A 16,280-nucleotide genomic window follows, 5' to 3' on the forward strand; every position below is an offset into this window, starting at 1 on the left:
CAGAAGATCGTCTGATTATTTTGATCTATTCGAACTATCCGATCGATTCAATCATTAAGAATTCAGGTAGATCTCAACGATCTCAACCATCAGCTCAAATCAGTAAAAGCGCTAGATTCTCAAGCAGAATATGCTAAAGATTCTAGCGCTTTTTTATATCCATTCTTTTATACACTCTTTTATATATGATCGGCTATAGCTTCTTTTTATAAAATGACTAAAATAGAGGCAGATTTAGAGAGACTCCTAAGAAAAGATCTCCATCAAAGAACTTAAATAGAGGGCTAAAGAGAGATATCAAAAGCAAACCTCTATCAGACAGAGTATCTAAGAAACATCTATCAATAAACTGATCCTATTACGTCACACTCTTTAGGAGCTAAAACTTATGCGCCGCAAAAAACGTGAACAACGCGAACCCTTCAATTGGTTATTTGTTATTACCATCTCCTTTATTGTAATGACTTGGTTAATCGCAATCTATCTAACACTTAAGAGCCCTAACAATGAGAGTATCTTTTTCGATGCGATCGTGGCGCTCTTTACCGGCGTTGCTTTTACCGGCGTTCTCTACTCTCTCCACCTACAGCGGGAGGACTTACAACTCAATCGCGAAGAGTTAGCTATTAATCGTGAGGAACTAGGGAGAACGCGAGAGGAGATGCGGGAACAGAAAGAGGAAGCGAAAAGGCAGCTCTTTAACCAACACTTTCAGATGATGTTGCTCACCTTTTCCCGAAAAGTTGATCTTTTATCAGAACATTATCTGACTGAAGAGTATCTTGCGGATCTAAATCTTACCGCCCAAAAAGAGCGAATTATTCTCTCTGAAACGCAATTTATTGAGAAGTTTACCCCCGAGCGACTCAATGCCATTAAAGTCTTTAATGATCTTCTCTACTACTATGATCAACATTATAGTTTTGATGATAAAGAGCACTCGCCGGCACTCTATCTTCTCACCCTTTCGGTAACAGCAGAGCTCGCTTCGCTGCTACGGGTTATCAACTGCCTTAAATTAGAAGATGAAAACTTTGCCTATCTTCAGCCACTTATTAAAAAATCGATGGAGAGCGCGATCTTTCTAGCACAAAAATATCGCGTAATCTCTTTTTCTTAAAAAAAGTTCTTAAAAAGAGCTCTTCGGCGCTCTTAGCGCCACTGATCCCGATAATTGAGGATCTCATGGCGCGCAAAATGGCAGACTGGCAAAACATCATAATGATCTGTTTCACAGATCAAGGGCGTTGTATAAGGAAGAAGATGATATCCTCGCGATACCATACAGACCTCAACCGTCGCTCTGCCATGAATAACCTGAATGGGATCTCTTCCTCCCATTCGTTCACTAATTCCTGACTCAATCGCATTTGCCGCATCTAAACACTCTACAAAGTCCCGGGTTCGTAATGCTGAAGCTTCGGGAGTGAGGCGGATCTCCTCTCTGTTACTTCCCTTTTGCCAAACTTTCTCTTGATACCATCCTTCCGTTTGATAGAGCCTCTCACGCTCTTTAGCATCGAGCTTCGCTTCTTCAAGGATTATTGATCGATAATGATCCATCGCCTCATTTTGAGAATGCATCACAGAGCTACATCCCGTCAATAGCAGTGTGCAAGCAATTAATAGTCGGCGAAAGTGCTTAACTCGCCCCTCTCCTCTCTCTTCTCTATTCATCTATCTCAATTCCTTCTCTCGATATAAGATCGATATAACATCATTAAGAGATAATATCATCTGTTATCATCAGCGGTCATTAATAGCGATTATTGCTATCGATACATTGCTATCAATCAATTACTATCGATTATTACCATCGACTATTGCCATCGACTATTCCTCCGCGCCATTAGCGCCCTCTATCATATCACTACTCCTATCAAACTCATCGAAGCTCATTGAAGTCTCTTATCATCTCACGCTATTACTTACCTGAGCTTGTTTACTTGTTTAAAGTAATGGGAATAGAGCGCTAATCTTCTCAACGGGTAGGAGAACTGATATTACTTTGGAAGCCATACCATTTTTCGTATATAATACGGGGTTAATTTTCACTCTTCATGAAGGATATACAAGTGATTGATCCACGCTTATTAAGACAGAATTTAGATGATGTTGTTACTCTACTTGCAAAACGTGGCTACAACTTAGACACGGAGCAATTCAATAAACTTGAAGAGAGTCGTCGCACATTGCAGATCTCACTTCAAGAACTACAAAATGAGCGCAATAAACGCTCAAAAGAGATCGGTATCGCAAAATCGAAAGGGGAAGATGCCTCTGAGATCTTGGCTTCTGTAGCGGATTTAGGTAATCAACTCTCGAAAATTGAGGCTGAACTCAATGTTGTCAGCGAAGAGTTAGAAAAGATTCTCCTCGATATGCCCAATCTCCCGCACAATGATGTGCCGGTCGGTAAAGATGAGGATGATAATGTTGAAATTAAACGCTGGGGAACTCCTCGTGAATTTGATTTTGAGCCGAAAGATCATGTCGCTTTAGGGGAATCTTTAGGAATGGATTTTGAAGCAGCGGCTAAAATTAGTGGCTCTCGCTTTGTTGTTCTTAAATCAAATATGGCAAAACTTCACCGCGCATTAGCGCAATTTATGCTCGATACACATACTGAAGAGCATAACTATATGGAGGTGAATGTCCCTGTTGTCGTCAATCAAAAGAGTCTTTATGGTACGGCACAATTACCAAAATTTTCTGAAGATCTCTTTAAGTTAGAAGATGAGCGCAATTTCTATCTTATCCCAACAGCTGAGGTTCCTCTCTCAAATCTAGCGCAAGATGTGATCTTAGAAGAGAGTGCGCTTCCGACCCAATTAGTGGCACATAGTAACTGTTTCCGTTCTGAGGCGGGAAGTTATGGTAGAGATACACGCGGCATGATTCGCCAACATCAATTTGAGAAGGTTGAATTGGTCCACTTCACAAAACCAGAAGATTCTTACGATGCATTAGAACGTCTTGTTCGCCATGCTGAGGTGATCTTAGAGAAATTAGAACTCCCCTACCGCCGTGTCGTCCTTTGCACCGGAGATATGGGTTTTTCCGCAGCAAAAACTTATGATTTAGAAGTTTGGTTGCCGGGACAACAGAAATATCGTGAGATCTCTTCCTGCTCAAACTGTGAAGATTTCCAAGCTCGTCGCCTTAAAGCGCGCTTCCGCAATAGCGAAAGTGGCAAACCTGAGTTGATCCATACACTCAATGGCTCCGGTCTTGCTGTTGGTCGCACCTTAGTTGCGGTATTGGAGAATTATCAAGAGGCAGATGGTCGTATCCGTATTCCAGAGGTGCTTAAACCTTATATGCAAAATAGAGAGTATCTCTAACAACAATCGGATACAATCTACCTCTCTTTATACAAAAACTATCGCTTTTTATAGTCCTCTAACCAGATAACAGATAGACTATAAAGAAGCGATAGCGATTGACCCACAACAACGTTGTCATTTTAGGAGAAAAACAATGGCATTAATGATTACTGATGAGTGCATTAACTGTGATGTATGTGAACCTGAGTGCCCTAATGAGGCAATCTCAATGGGACCTGAGATCTATGTGATCGATCCCGATAAATGTACAGAATGTGTCGGTCACTTCGATACACCACAATGTGTTGAAGTCTGTCCAGTTGAATGTATCCCTAAAAACCCTGATCGCGTCGAGACGCAAGAAGAGCTCATGGAAAAATTCCATAAGCTTCAGGGATAGTAGGATTTCCTCCACGATCTAACCTTGCTGAGAAGTAATATATGAAATTGAAGCGCATATTATTAGCCGTTGGTTTCCTCGTATCCTCTGCATACGCCCAAAAGTATGTTGAGTACCAAAAGCCCAAAGCGGGTGATGATGTGATTGGTGAGCTCGTCTATGTCACCCCTAAAAAACATGAGTCACTTGTCGATCTCACGATCCGTCATGAGATGGGTTATGATGAGTTGCGCTGGGCAAATCCCGGGATTAATGCCTGGATGCTCAATGAGAACCAACCCCTTGTACTGCCCACCCAATTTATCTTACCAGAAGGTAAACGTTCGGGAATTGTCTCCAATATTCCTGAAATGCGAACCTATTACTTCTTAGAAGGTTCAGATAAGGTCTATGTCTACCCTGTAGGCGTTGGTCGGATGGATTGGAAAACGCCATTAGGCTCCTGGTCAATTACCCGTAAACAGGAGAATCCTGCATGGTATCCACCAGAATCAATTCGTAGAGAGCATGTCGAGATGGGGCGTGGCACTCTTCCTAGTGTTGTTCCGGCAGGCCCAGACAATCCCTTAGGAACTCGTGTACTACGTCTTGCGCTACCTAGCTATCTCCTTCATGGAACAAATGATGAGACCGGCATTGGTATGCGTGTAACTCATGGTTGTATGCGTTTTTACCCGCAGCATATCGAGCATCTTTATGATATGGTCCCAACTAATACCATGGTCACCTTCCTCAATCAGCCTGTGAAATATGGCTTTTTGGGTAATGATATTATGATCGAAGTGCATCCCCCATTAGAAGAGGATAATCTCTCTGTACCGGCACTCAAAGAGCAAGCGCTACAGCAACTTGCAGAGTTTATAAAGCCCTATCCTAATGCATCGATCAATTACGATATGGTAAATCTCGCCGTACAACAGCAGACCGGGATTCCTATTATTATCGGGGAAAAAGTTTCCCATACGCCCAATCATATATCCAATGCTCATCAACAACATGAGCAAGCCTCAACTACATATATGCCGGCAACAGCACCTGTAGCAGCCCCTTCAATAGAGCTGATGTCAAGCCCGGAGATGCCCGCTATCGAAATGCCTGCACCGGCAATGAGTACAATCGGCTCTGATGGTATCGGCACTCGCGTCAATACACAATATAGTCGCCCGAATCAAACAGCTGAAACAATTCAGCCATCACCAGAAGAGCTTGCAAAAGAGCGCCGGGATGAGACCTATAAACCAGAGTCGACCCTTAAGATGAAAAAGAAAACTATCACAAAAGAGAGTCGCTTAGGTGAACCTAAGATTGAGATGGAGGAGGTAGTATTCCCCCCTTCAGCTGAAGAGCGGCAACAGCAGCGCCACTCCTTTCAATAACAGGATTTTCAGCACGATTATCCTCAATAGGTCATTAATAGGCTGGTCTATTAATGCCGGCTTTAACACCGGCTTTAATAAGCAAAAACAGGCAAAAATAGGCAAACTTTAATAAGTAAGCTTTAATGACTGGGCTTTATGATGAGACTTTAATAGTTAAGCTCTAGATAAATGGAGCTTAATAGTCCCATAAAAGCAACCTTATAAAAGCAGTCAAAAGCAATTAGAATAGTAGCATTAAAATAGTAGTAATTAACAAATCAATAAAATTTAGGATAAAAAAGCATGGCAACCATAGAAGAGAGTCTAGAGATTATTCAACGTGGTACTGATGAAGTGATCTCCATTGAAGATTTAACCGCTAAATTGAAAGAGAATCGTCAGCTCCGCATTAAAGTAGGATTTGACCCTACAGCTCCAGATCTACATCTCGGACATACCGTCGTAATCAATAAAATGCGTCACTTCCAAGATCTTGGTCACGAAGTGAACTTTCTTATCGGTGACTTTACCGGCATGATTGGCGATCCATCGGGGAAAGATGTTACACGCAAACCCCTTACTCGTGAGCAAGTTTTGGCAAATGCTAAGACCTATGAAGAGCAGATCTTTAAAGTACTCGATCCTAAGTTGACTAAAGTTGTCTTCAACTCACAATGGTTAGGTGAGCTAGGTACTGCAGGCATGATTCAACTCGCATCGCGCCATACCGTAGCCCGTATGTTAGAGCGTGATGACTTTGAAAAACGTTATAAAGCACAACAACCGATCGCCATTCATGAGTTTATCTACCCTCTTCTTCAAGGTTATGACTCTGTACATCTAAAAACAGATGTGGAGATCGGAGGAACAGATCAGAAATTTAATCTCTTAATGGGTCGCGATCTACAGCGCGCTTATGGTAATGATAAACCACAATGTGCCATTACTATGCCCCTCTTAGTCGGTCTTGATGGTGTCAATAAGATGTCTAAATCTTTGGGCAACTATGTTGGCGTTGATGAGGCACCCGATGAGCAATTTGGTAAATTGATGTCGATCTCAGATGATCTTATGTGGAACTACTTTGAGCTTTTAAGCTTCCGTTCAAATGCGGAAATTGCACGCCTCAAAGAGGAAGTTACAGCAGGACGCAATCCGCGCGATGTGAAATTTGAACTTTGTGAAGAGCTCATCACCCGTTATCACAATGCTGAAGCCGCCGCTTCTGCGCAACGTAACTTTATCGAGCGCTTCCAGAAAGGAAATCTTCCTGAGAATATCGAAGAAAAAGTAGTGACTTCAACAGATGGTGCGATCGGTATCGCTCAAGCAATGCGAGATGCTGGACTCGTCAGCTCAAATTCTGAAGGCTTTAGAATGATTACAGAAGGCGCGGTTCGCATCAATCAAGAGCGCATCGAAGATAAAGGCTTAACTCTCTCAAAAGGGGATAATGTTATTATTCAAGTCGGTAAGCGCCGTATTGCCAATGTGATTGTAAAATAGATTGTCAAAACTAGAGGAAAAACTAGAGGAATCTATTAGAAAAACTCATAAAAAGAGCTCAGTTAAATTAGGAGACCAATATCACTCTTAATCGAAACTGAGCTCTTCTTTCTATAGCGTTTACTAACTCTAAACAACAACTCTAGAGAATTAACCCCAACAATGCTACCGATTACCACTTGTAATCACCTCTCAATAGCGTCACAATAAGTTTCAAAGCAAATTAATCGTAAACATCTTATCAATCTACAATCGAACTGATCTTTGGAGAGTTATAAATGACATTTGTCGTAACAGATAATTGTATCTTATGTAAATATACCGACTGTGTTGAGGTATGCCCTGTTGACTGCTTCCATGAAGGACCGAACTTTCTTGTGATCGATCCTGATGAGTGTATCGACTGCACCCTCTGTGAACCTGAATGCCCTGCCGGCGCAATTCTTGCGGATGATGATCTTAGTGAAGATCAGATGGTTTTCCTAGAACTCAATGCGGAATTAGCACGTAAGTGGCCCGTTATTACAGAACAGAAACCGCCTCTTCCCGATGCAGAGAAGTGGGATGGTGTTCCTAATAAACTCCCCCATCTTGAAAAATAGAGAGCGATAAGAAAAGATGAGCCGCCGTCTGACGAATCAACAAAAAAGGGTGATTGAAGCGCGTCAACAAGCGCTTCTCTCTAATGAAGAGCTACAAAATGCAACGCCCGGTCGGGTAATTGCACAGCATGGTCAACATGTGACACTCGAAGATGGCGAGCTAAATCTCCATAAAGCAGCTGTCAGACAGAGCCTTGGAACCATTGTTTGTGGAGATTATGTCTACTACCAATTAGAGCAGAGTGAACCGGTTGTGATCGCTCGTCTACCACGAGAAAACCACTTCTCACGGATCGCTTTTGGCGGGGCTGAAAAGATTTTAGCCGCTAATATTGATCAACTCTATATTGTGATCGCCCCTAAACCTGAGCCAAGCCCTTCACTGATCGATCGATATCTGATCGCTGCCTACTACTTCGGCATTGAAGTCTCCTTTATTCTCAATAAGATCGACCAAATTGATGATTCTATCGATCTCTCCTTCTTAGAGGATTACCGCAAGCTCTCTATTCCTATTTTTGAGACCTCTATCTACCAGCCCGAATTGATCACTCAATTAGAAGAGGAGCTAGAGGGGAAAACATCGATCTTTGTCGGCCAATCTGGCGTCGGTAAATCTTCACTGACAAATCACCTCATCCCCTCTTTAGCACTGCAGACACAAAAAATTAATGCCTCCACGGGATTAGGGAATCACACAACGTCAACAACTACCCTCTACCATCTGCCGATGACAGAGAGCTATCTTATCGATTCTCCCGGCGTTCGTAGTTTCAATATTGAACATCTCCCACTCGCTGCAATTGATGAAGGCTTTCCTGAGCTAAAAGCGATTACAACACCATGTCGTTTTAGCAACTGCAGCCATACCGATGATCCCGGTTGCCGTTATCAAGATGCGATTCATGAAGGATTGATCTCTCCTCGACGCTTAGAGAGTTATCTTCAAATTCGCACAAGTATTGCGGAGATGCAAGAGCGACAAAGTCGTGGAAAAAGACGACGTTAGCGCCTTTCAGAGTCAGGACGCAACATCTCAAAGAGATTATCCTGCTCACTATACCACCCTCTACCATGCATTCTGGCGATCAGATTTAACTTCGTTGCATCTACGTAACCGGCATCAGCATCTATTAAAGCTTCATCAATCAAGTGAAGCATCACCACTTCGCCGAGAATAACTGCTTGATTCTCCCCCGTTGGGATCTCTTGATAGAGTCGACACTCCATCTTAACGGGTGAACTTGCGATCAGTGGGATAGGGAGAAGATCTCCGGCTATCACTTCAATTTGATGCTCTTTGAGCTCATCAACGCTTGCATCATAATCTCTACTGGTTAAATTCATCAGCTCAGCATCATCTCTATTGACCAGATTGATGCCAAAAATTTTTTGCTCACGAATATTACGCAATGTATCTTTAGCACTACCATCCGCCGAATGTTGAATTCCGAGTGCGACAATCGGTGGTTCGCTCCCCATCATATTGAAAAAGCTAAAAGGAGCAGCATTAGATATGCCCGTTTGATCAACTGTTGTCACCCAAGCGATCGGCCTCGGGACAATCGTAGAGGCTAAAAGTTTATAGATCAGCTGAGGATCTCTATTTTGAAAATGATACTTCATCTCTACCACCAACGATAAAAATGGTGTGTTGGCCCAATGCCTTTCCCGACATGTAGTCGATCGGCATGCTCAATCGCCCCTTCAATATAGGCTTTTGCTAAACGAACACCATTTTTTAATCCATGAGAAGGATAGAGGGCGGCAATTGCGGCAGAGAGTGTACAGCCGGTACCATGCGTATTTTTAGTTGCAATACGCGTTGCGTTAAAGAGCTCAATCCCCTCTTCTGTTACCAAAAGATCGGGACTCTCCTCACTCTCAAGATGCCCACCTTTCATCAAGACTGCTTTAGGTCCTAAAGAGAGAAGCGCTCTTCCCTGCTCTGCCATCTCGTCAATATTTTGCGCCTCCTTCACTCCTAAAAGCGCCGCAGCTTCGGGTAGATTGGGCGTAATAATATCTGCTAAAGGAAGTAGCGCTTCACGGATAGCTGTCACGGCCTCCTCAACTAATAGTGGATGTCCACCTTTTGCTATCATCACCGTATCTAAAACAACAAAAGGGATCGGTCGCTCCGTTAACAATTTTGCAACTGTTGTAATAATCTCACTATTGACAAGTGCCCCCATTTTAACGGCATCAACATCGATATCATCCATTAATGTATGGTACTGCTTCTCAATAAATTCTGTAGGAACCGGCAAAACGCCCGTAACACCTTGTGTAGATTGAGCTGTCAATGCCGAGAGAATCGCCATCCCATAGCACCCAAGTGCCGAAAAGGTCTTCAAATCTGCCTGAATACCGGCACCACCGCTAGGATCAGATCCGGCAATTGTTAAGATCTTATTCATTCTCACCTCGCACAATCGATGCCAATCGTCTTGTAGCTGACGCAATATCTGCCTGCCCACAGATAGCGGAAACAACGGCAATTCCATCGACACCGCTCTTCATAACACTTGCTGCATTATCAATATTAATTCCACCGATTGCGACCTTTGGAATATCTCTCTGCGCGGCAATCATACTCAATCCTTCAACTCCAAGAGCCTTTCGTGCATCTTTTTTTGTTGAGGTTGCAAAGACAGGGCCAATTCCAACATAATCGACATCTTGCAGTTCGACCTGCTCCATCTCATAGATTGAACCGACAGAGAGCCCTAAAATTTTGTTAGGACCTAACAAACGACGTGCGACATCTGCAGGCAGATCCTTCTGCCCCACATGAACACCATCTGCATCAATAGCTAGCGCCACATCGATATGGTCATTCACAATGAGCGGCACATCATAATCTTCTAAAAGCGCTTTCAGTAATAATCCCGCATCATACCAATAACGCTTATCAACCTCTTTTTCTGAGCGAAGCTGCACACAGGTAACACCTCGTTCAACGGCCTCATAAACCGTTGAGACCATACCTGCAATACCACCACAGAGCTCAGGGTCGAGCACAAGATAGAGCGATAGATCAAATGAGGTACGACTCAACTCCCGACGAATTTTCGGATATCCCATCCTTTCTCCTTTATATATTCACTAATCGATCAATAATGTGACCATCTCATCTTAATAGTCATTTCATCCTATAGCCTTAAAACTTTGAAGCCCTAGAGCACGGCATTTGATCGTTTGATTGTCCAATACTCAATACTCAATACTCAATACTCAATTATTAAAACTGAATCTCGGGGGCTTCCCTTTTTGCAATCTCTAATAATCTCTCAGGAGTCATATTGGAGATCTCATCGAGATATTGAAGGGCGAATGAACCCATTCCTGTCGCTTTTTCAGCAGCAAATTCGCCGGCAAGCGCAACTAAATAGCAAGCTGTCGCAGCGGCTTCTAGCGTATCTGGTGTTGAGCCGATCATTCCGGCAACAAGCGCAGAGAGCGAACAGCCTGTCCCGGTCACTCGCGTTAAGAGTGTCGTTCCAGCAGAGATGGTATAACCTCGACTGCCATCGGTAATATAGTCTACCTCGCCAGTCATCACCACTATTGTCTGAAATTCTCTGGCAACCATCTCTGCATATTGAGCTACATCACTGCCCGACTCATGAGAATCAACACCTTTAGCAAGAGCATCAATACCGGCTAATACCATTATTTCGGCAATATTTCCCCGAATCACAGTAGGACGATAAGCGAGTAACTCATGCACTATCTTTGTACGAAAATAGAGCGCTGAGCCAATCCCTACAGGATCTAATACCCAAGGTGTTCCCGTAACCATTGCCTGCTTTGCTGAATGGAGCATCGCTTCTGCTCGTATCTGCGTTAAAGTTCCCACATTGATTAGAAGCGAGCTAGAGATCTCTGTAAACTCTGCGCACTCCTGAATATCAGGAATCATTGCCGGACTTCCCCCCGTCGCTAAGAGTAGATTTGCCGTAAAATTTTGGACAACATCATTTGTCATACAATGAACTAATGGTGATTTCTCTTGATACTCCATCAAGTAGGGGATCGCATTTAAGGCGGAAAAGGGAACCATATAAAACTCCTCACTTATCTTAATCTGTTCTTTATTCGCGTTCTTTATTCGCATTCTTCAGTGATGCTCTTTATCAACGTTTTTCATAAACGTTTTCCATAAATATTGTCGTAAACGCTTTACGTCAATCAATCTCACTTCAACTCTTCTCTCTGCTGACGCTTAACCTCTCTATCTTACACTGAAAGTACCAAGTAAACATGATAATCATCAGTGAAAAATCGGACAAAAAGTAGCGATTTTTGCATCAATTATTCAATCTCGTTCCCGATTTCTAACCAATTTCACCCAAAAAGAGAAGAAATCCGTATAATAAGACCCTCACTATATTGCGGAATAAGATATGAAAGACCTCTACATCGATACTCAAGAAGCCTTAGATCAGTGGTGCCAAAAGCAGCTCCAGCAGATTGAACTGTTAGCGCTCGATACAGAGTTTCTTCGGGTTAAAACCTATTTCCCGAAGCTCTGCCTTATTCAACTTGCAACAGAGACAGAAGCAGTCTGTATCGATCCTTTAGCGCTTCAAGATTTTACCCACCTCAAAGCACTCTTAACAGCAGAACATATTACGAAAATTATCCATTCTGCGAGCCAAGATCTTGAGGCGATTCTTCATGCGCTCGATATTCTTCCCGCGCCGGTATTCGATACCCAGATTGCAGCACAGATCACACAACAGCAGAAGGTCGGCATGAGCTATCATGACCTTGTTCTTCACTATTGTAATGTTGATCTTATTCGCGATCAGACCCGTACACAGTGGGATCTTCGTCCTCTAACGAGCGAACAGCTAAAGTATGCTTACGATGATGTTCACTACCTTATTCCGACATATCATAAACTTCAAAAAGAGATCTGTGATGCCGGCAAAGAGGGAGAGCTACGCTCCCATTTCACCCCCCTAACAGAACGGGAGCGATATGAGCCACAACCAGAACAAGCATGGCGTAAAGTGAAGGGATATAAGCGTTTAAGAGGCGCATCTAAACAGCTCCTAAAAGCTTTAGCGAAGATGCGTGAATTGATCGCAATTCAGAAAAATCTCCCTAAACGTTGGATTATTAAGGATGATATTTTAATTCGTATTGCTGAAAGTTATGCCAAAAAGGATCACAAGCTCTATAGCGACTATGCTGTCAGCTCCTATTCTGAAGAGATTCAGGAGAGATTAATTCGAACAATTGAAAATTTCTGGCAGCAAGGCGCCACATCTCAGTCTGAAGAAGGAGCTGAAGAGTAATGAGTCAGTTTAAGTAGATTGAGTGGATTGAAGATTGAATGGATTAAGTGAAATAGGTAGATAGATTTAGCAGATTCATCAGAGAATCACTTTATTAATATTACTCTATATCACTTACTCTGCTTCTCCTGTACTGCTTCTCCTACATTGCTTACTTTCAATACTTTTTACAAGCTTCTCCTATTGCTTTATTACCTTATTGCTTCACAGATCCTCTATCCACTGATCATCAATCAGAAGCGGTCGCATATCAGGTAATGATAAAAAAGCATCAGGAAAGAGATATTCCCCGGCAACTCCTGGCAAAGATAATTCCTGCCAACTCAACTGAGTGGCAAGATGAGGCGCAAATTGTTGTAATGGAATCTCTAAAAGAGTTGTGCAGTAGAGGTTCTCCTCCTCACGTCCTTTTAAGATATAAGGCTCTCCTACCCTAGCTGCAACCATCTCTGCAAAATAGAATCGCTCGATATCAGGCAAAAATTCTGGCCGCGCAATCAGATAAGTTTTAGCAAAGGTTGGGGAGAGAAATTTCTCAATCGGTGTTGCTAAAACTTGATTAGGAAGCGTCTCTTCATCATTTGTTGTGGCATGAGTCACAATAATCTCTGGCTCAACTGCCGTAATCAGCGCTATATGGGAAAACTCCCCACCACTGATCCACTGCACAAAGCGACTCTCCTTCCCATATGCCGTACGAAAGACAATATCGCCTACAGCCAATTGATCGCGATAGGTCGAATCCCAAGGCTGGTAATACTCTTGATTACTAAAAGGATTGAGATCAATCTCTAAGACGACAATAAGCGCTATCAATAATGTAATACAGAAGAGAGATAACACAATAAGGAGTAATCTCACACGCCGATTGATACTTCTGACATACCCTTGAGCTAATCGCCCAAGCGATAAGAGAACAGAAAATGGGCGAAAAATTTTAAAATAATTGCGTTTAGGATAATTGCGTTTAGGATAATTGCGCATAAGTGATCGCCCTAAAAAATGGATAAGTCCAAACTTATAAAGCATATAAAGAATATAAAAAAAGAACGCTGTTAACGTTCTTCTTCTCTATCGATCTTCTATTAGCCTCTCAACTTGATCCCAACATCAAATGTCAATATCACCTAAATGAGAGATCTAGAATTAATTGGATAAAAGCTCAACAATTAGAAAACTGTTAGAACTTTACTCTCCAACCCTCTTTTCCTTTCATTGTTTCGATCTCTTCTGGATCTTCACTTGTGCCATTTTTATAATGAACTTGGAAAAGTACTGTCGCTTCTGTCTTGCTCTTATTATACTCTACATTATCGAAGGTAATATCTTTAAGCCCACCTTGTGAGTCATAATAATTTTTCCCCTCTTCCGCAAGAAGCGATAATTTCTCTTGAACAACAGCTTTACCGAGCGCCTCTTCCGGCGTATTAGCTTCATCAGGAATATAGACAACATTGGTCCAATTAGAAGCATCACCCGTTGCAAACATCTCAACAAATTGACGCACAGCACCTTCTGGTGAATCTTTATCGGCAGAACATGCGGTCACAACGAGCGCAACAATCAGCGCAGTAAAAAAATACTTCAGTTTTTTCATAAAATTAATCCTTAATATTAAGGTAAAGAAATTAAGCAGATCGTTATAGACCTTTTATTGATATCTCTAGATGATGCCAAAGAACCACACTATGGTGAGAATATTACTCAACATGAATTATTCAACAGAAATTACTCAATATCAGTATCTCAACATAGAAGGTATAGAGTGCTCTGCTTTGGGCAAATATCATACTAATTTTCAATTATAGCCTGATCTTTAAAATTTAGATTGTCAATATAATAGACACTTTTCTAATAGCATCTTCTCGATATAGAATCTGCCCGCTATAGCATCTGCTCGATGGCGCCCTCCATAAACCTTCCTATCAGCCGATTATTTACTATCTCCATTTTTTAAACACCATTTTTAAAGATAATAACTGCAGGGTGATAACTTAAAGGCAATCAGACAGTTATCGTTCAGTGATCCCTCCCTTAAAATGGATAAGAATCAATGTGATAAATGATACGCTCATTTTTTTAGCAATAAAAATGCTTGTGTTTTTACAGAAATAGATTATCATCTTTCCTCATAGTTCATTGCATTGCTCAAGCAGCAAGAGAGGCAAAATAGGCAACTCAAAAAGTCTTGACAAGCAATAAAGACAATGTATAATTTACGGCTTATGCGAGCGTGGCGAAATTGGTATACGCGCTAGACTTAGGATCTAGTGGTTCATCCGTGAGAGTTCGAGTCTCTCCGCTCGCACCATATTGAGTTATGGTGATAGAGATCACCTTAATAAGTTGAAGAAGGTGCTTGCATGAGCACCTTTTTTTATATTTTCAATTTTAGAATTCAATCTTAGAATCGGGTATATAATTATGTCAGTAGAAACATTAGAAGGCCTCAAACGCCGCGTCGTTATTGAGCTTGATGCAGAGCAAGTTGAGAAAGATATTGAGTCGCGTCTTAAAGAGTTAGCTCGTCGCGTTCGCGTTGATGGATTCCGCCCTGGTAAAGTTCCAGTTAAAGTTGTTCGCAATATGCATGGCGCTGAAGTTGAAAATGAAGTGATCGGTGAAGCGATTGGCAAAAAATATCAAGCAACGATTACTGAACTTAAGCTAGAGCCAGCAGGTCAACCGGTGATTGATCGCCCATCAGAAGAGAACAAATACTCTTTTACCGCTGAGTTTGAAGTGATGCCCGAAGTTAAATTAGACAACCTTGACAAGCTCGAAGCGGTTAAGTTTGAAGCTGAAGTAACGGATGCTGATCTTGAAAATATGCTCACAACGCTTCAAAAACAGAGCCAAACATGGAAAGAGAGTGATGAGGCTGCGAAACTTGAAGATCGCGTCAACATCAACTTTGTAGGTCGTGTTGATGGTGAAGAGTTTGAAGGTGGTAAAGCTGAAAATACACCATTAATTTTAGGCTCTAACAGCATGATCCCTGGATTTGAAGATCAGATCGTTGGAATGAAAAAAGGTGAGACTAAAACAATTAAGGTCACCTTCCCTGATGATTATCAAGCAGAACATCTTGAAGGTAAAGAAGCTGAGTTCGATATCACTGTTAACAGTGTAGAAGTTGGTGAATTACCAGAGATCGATGCTCAATTTGCAGAGCGTTTTGGTATTGCTGACGGCGATGTTGAAAAACTTCGTTCAGAGTTACGCAAAAATATGGAGCGCGAATTAAGTAACGTTATCCATAACCGCTTTAAATCTTCAGTTTTAGAATCACTTGAGAAAAATCACGAATTAGAAGTTCCACAAGTGATGGTTGTATCTGAAGCACAAGCAATGGCGCAACAATCAAACTTCCCTCAGCCACGTAGCCAAGAAGAAGCGAATCAATTAATGGAATTGATCACACAAATCTTCTCAAAACAAGCTGAGCAAAAAGTTCGTTTAAGCCTTCTTGTTAGCAAATTTATTGAAGATAACAAAATTACGCCGGATGAGAGCTACGTTGATAAACGTTTAGAGCTTATTGCTTCAACTTATGAAGATCCAGCAGAAGTGATCGAACACTTCAAAAAAGATAAAAACAGTATGCAAAATATCCGTAATATCGCTTTAGAAGATCAAGTTGTAGATCTCTTAGCAGAAAAAGCGGCGATTGTTACTGAGAAGAAAACTTTCGATGAGCTTATGAATCAAGCTCAAAGATAAGTAACACATTCATGAAATAGCCCCTATTATTGAAATTCTTCATAACTGGGGTTATA

16 protein-coding genes and 1 tRNA gene are annotated in these 16,280 nt (G+C 41.8%); 10 read left to right on the forward strand and 7 right to left on the reverse strand.

Features of this window, described 5'->3' with window-relative positions:
- Positions 1 to 388: 388 nt before the first annotated feature.
- Entirely contained in the window at positions 389 to 1,120 is a 732-nt protein-coding gene (locus tag DC082_RS01835) for a hypothetical protein (protein WP_109235508.1), read from the forward strand.
- A 32-nt stretch (positions 1,121 to 1,152) separates the two neighbouring features.
- On the opposite strand, the gene DC082_RS01840 is transcribed toward DC082_RS01835, so the two are convergent.
- On the reverse strand, positions 1,153 to 1,677 hold the full coding sequence (locus tag DC082_RS01840) for a hypothetical protein (protein ID WP_109235509.1): 525 nt from the start codon (positions 1,675 to 1,677) through the stop codon (positions 1,153 to 1,155).
- Between the two features lie 398 nt (positions 1,678 to 2,075).
- On the opposite strand from DC082_RS01840, the gene serS reads away from it, so the two are divergent.
- The 6 genes from serS to rsgA all read left to right on the forward strand — a co-directional run bounded on the left by serS (position 2,076) and on the right by rsgA (position 8,201).
- Positions 2,076 to 3,344 (forward strand): serine--tRNA ligase, encoded by a 1,269-nt coding sequence (gene serS, locus DC082_RS01845; protein ID WP_109235510.1) that lies wholly within the window; start codon positions 2,076 to 2,078, stop codon positions 3,342 to 3,344.
- Between the two features lie 136 nt (positions 3,345 to 3,480).
- Positions 3,481 to 3,726 carry a YfhL family 4Fe-4S dicluster ferredoxin gene (locus DC082_RS01850; RefSeq protein WP_094568107.1) on the forward strand — a complete coding sequence of 82 codons (246 nt, stop codon included), beginning with the start codon at positions 3,481 to 3,483 and terminating at the stop codon, positions 3,724 to 3,726.
- Positions 3,727 to 3,767: 41 nt separating this feature from the next.
- Positions 3,768 to 5,102 (forward strand): L,D-transpeptidase family protein, encoded by a 1,335-nt coding sequence (locus DC082_RS01855; RefSeq protein ID WP_109235511.1) that lies wholly within the window; start codon positions 3,768 to 3,770, stop codon positions 5,100 to 5,102.
- A 285-nt stretch (positions 5,103 to 5,387) separates the two neighbouring features.
- Positions 5,388 to 6,590, forward strand: coding sequence for a tyrosine--tRNA ligase (gene tyrS, locus DC082_RS01860; protein ID WP_109235512.1), 1,203 nt, complete (start codon positions 5,388 to 5,390; stop codon positions 6,588 to 6,590).
- Between the two features lie 278 nt (positions 6,591 to 6,868).
- Complete coding sequence (gene fdxA / locus DC082_RS01865) at positions 6,869 to 7,192, forward strand: ferredoxin FdxA (RefSeq protein ID WP_094568110.1); 324 nt, start codon at positions 6,869 to 6,871, stop codon at positions 7,190 to 7,192.
- 16 nt (positions 7,193 to 7,208) lie between these two features.
- Positions 7,209 to 8,201 carry a ribosome small subunit-dependent GTPase A gene (rsgA, locus tag DC082_RS01870; protein WP_109235513.1) on the forward strand — a complete coding sequence of 331 codons (993 nt, stop codon included), beginning with the start codon at positions 7,209 to 7,211 and terminating at the stop codon, positions 8,199 to 8,201.
- On the opposite strand, the gene DC082_RS01875 is transcribed toward rsgA, so the two are convergent.
- The 4 genes from DC082_RS01875 to thiM all read right to left on the reverse strand — a co-directional run bounded on the left by DC082_RS01875 (position 8,198) and on the right by thiM (position 11,258).
- Positions 8,198 to 8,818 (reverse strand): flavin reductase family protein, encoded by a 621-nt coding sequence (locus DC082_RS01875; RefSeq protein ID WP_109235514.1) that lies wholly within the window; start codon positions 8,816 to 8,818, stop codon positions 8,198 to 8,200. The two genes, rsgA and DC082_RS01875, sit on opposite strands and share 4 nt — an antisense overlap.
- Before the next feature lie 2 nt (positions 8,819 to 8,820).
- Positions 8,821 to 9,612 carry a bifunctional hydroxymethylpyrimidine kinase/phosphomethylpyrimidine kinase gene (gene thiD, locus DC082_RS01880; protein WP_109235515.1) on the reverse strand — a complete coding sequence of 264 codons (792 nt, stop codon included), beginning with the start codon at positions 9,610 to 9,612 and terminating at the stop codon, positions 8,821 to 8,823.
- Positions 9,605 to 10,279 (reverse strand): thiamine phosphate synthase, encoded by a 675-nt coding sequence (thiE, locus tag DC082_RS01885; RefSeq protein ID WP_109235516.1) that lies wholly within the window; start codon positions 10,277 to 10,279, stop codon positions 9,605 to 9,607. Before thiE ends, thiD begins: the two co-directional genes overlap by 8 nt.
- Positions 10,280 to 10,436: 157 nt before the next feature.
- Positions 10,437 to 11,258, reverse strand: a complete 822-nt coding sequence (thiM, locus tag DC082_RS01890; RefSeq protein ID WP_109235517.1) for a hydroxyethylthiazole kinase — start codon at positions 11,256 to 11,258, stop codon at positions 10,437 to 10,439.
- A gap of 343 nt (positions 11,259 to 11,601) precedes the next feature.
- Here thiM and DC082_RS01895 point away from each other — a divergent pair, with 343 nt between their 5' ends.
- Entirely contained in the window at positions 11,602 to 12,501 is a 900-nt protein-coding gene (locus DC082_RS01895; protein WP_109235518.1) for a ribonuclease D, read from the forward strand.
- 204 nt (positions 12,502 to 12,705) lie between these two features.
- Here DC082_RS01895 and DC082_RS01900 read toward each other — a convergent pair whose 3' ends face one another.
- Together DC082_RS01900 and DC082_RS01905 are read right to left on the reverse strand one after the other, a co-directional pair.
- The gene (locus tag DC082_RS01900) at positions 12,706 to 13,485 is read right to left on the reverse strand and encodes a C40 family peptidase (protein WP_157957383.1); all 780 of its coding nucleotides are present in this window, start codon (positions 13,483 to 13,485) and stop codon (positions 12,706 to 12,708) included.
- A 196-nt stretch (positions 13,486 to 13,681) separates the two neighbouring features.
- Positions 13,682 to 14,098, reverse strand: a complete 417-nt coding sequence (locus DC082_RS01905) for a DUF4878 domain-containing protein (protein WP_094568118.1) — start codon at positions 14,096 to 14,098, stop codon at positions 13,682 to 13,684.
- Between the two features lie 630 nt (positions 14,099 to 14,728).
- On the opposite strand from DC082_RS01905, the gene DC082_RS01910 reads away from it, so the two are divergent.
- Both DC082_RS01910 and tig read left to right on the forward strand, forming a co-directional pair.
- Positions 14,729 to 14,812: transfer RNA gene (locus DC082_RS01910), tRNA-Leu, on the forward strand.
- Between the two features lie 113 nt (positions 14,813 to 14,925).
- On the forward strand, positions 14,926 to 16,224 hold the full coding sequence (gene tig, locus DC082_RS01915) for a trigger factor (protein WP_229821528.1): 1,299 nt from the start codon (positions 14,926 to 14,928) through the stop codon (positions 16,222 to 16,224).
- Positions 16,225 to 16,280: the final 56 nt, after the last annotated feature.

The organism is Ignatzschineria indica, assembly GCF_003121925.1.
Lineage (GTDB): Bacteria > Pseudomonadota > Gammaproteobacteria > Cardiobacteriales > Wohlfahrtiimonadaceae > Ignatzschineria > Ignatzschineria indica.

Coding starts and splice junctions, on each gene's coding strand:
- DC082_RS01835 (WP_109235508.1), top strand. CDS start 389: ATGCGCCGCAAAAAACGTGAACAACGCGAACCCTTCAATTGGTTATTT.
- DC082_RS01840 (WP_109235509.1), bottom strand. CDS start 1,677: ATGAATAGAGAAGAGAGAGGAGAGGGGCGAGTTAAGCACTTTCGCCGA.
- DC082_RS01850 (WP_094568107.1), top strand. CDS start 3,481: ATGGCATTAATGATTACTGATGAGTGCATTAACTGTGATGTATGTGAA.
- DC082_RS01855 (WP_109235511.1), top strand. CDS start 3,768: ATGAAATTGAAGCGCATATTATTAGCCGTTGGTTTCCTCGTATCCTCT.
- tyrS (WP_109235512.1), top strand. CDS start 5,388: ATGGCAACCATAGAAGAGAGTCTAGAGATTATTCAACGTGGTACTGAT.
- fdxA (WP_094568110.1), top strand. CDS start 6,869: ATGACATTTGTCGTAACAGATAATTGTATCTTATGTAAATATACCGAC.
- rsgA (WP_109235513.1), top strand. CDS start 7,209: ATGAGCCGCCGTCTGACGAATCAACAAAAAAGGGTGATTGAAGCGCGT.
- DC082_RS01875 (WP_109235514.1), bottom strand. CDS start 8,818: ATGAAGTATCATTTTCAAAATAGAGATCCTCAGCTGATCTATAAACTT.
- thiD (WP_109235515.1), bottom strand. CDS start 9,612: ATGAATAAGATCTTAACAATTGCCGGATCTGATCCTAGCGGTGGTGCC.
- thiE (WP_109235516.1), bottom strand. CDS start 10,279: ATGGGATATCCGAAAATTCGTCGGGAGTTGAGTCGTACCTCATTTGAT.
- thiM (WP_109235517.1), bottom strand. CDS start 11,258: ATGGTTCCCTTTTCCGCCTTAAATGCGATCCCCTACTTGATGGAGTAT.
- DC082_RS01895 (WP_109235518.1), top strand. CDS start 11,602: ATGAAAGACCTCTACATCGATACTCAAGAAGCCTTAGATCAGTGGTGC.
- DC082_RS01900 (WP_157957383.1), bottom strand. CDS start 13,485: ATGCGCAATTATCCTAAACGCAATTATCCTAAACGCAATTATTTTAAA.
- DC082_RS01905 (WP_094568118.1), bottom strand. CDS start 14,098: ATGAAAAAACTGAAGTATTTTTTTACTGCGCTGATTGTTGCGCTCGTT.
- tig (WP_229821528.1), top strand. CDS start 14,926: ATGTCAGTAGAAACATTAGAAGGCCTCAAACGCCGCGTCGTTATTGAG.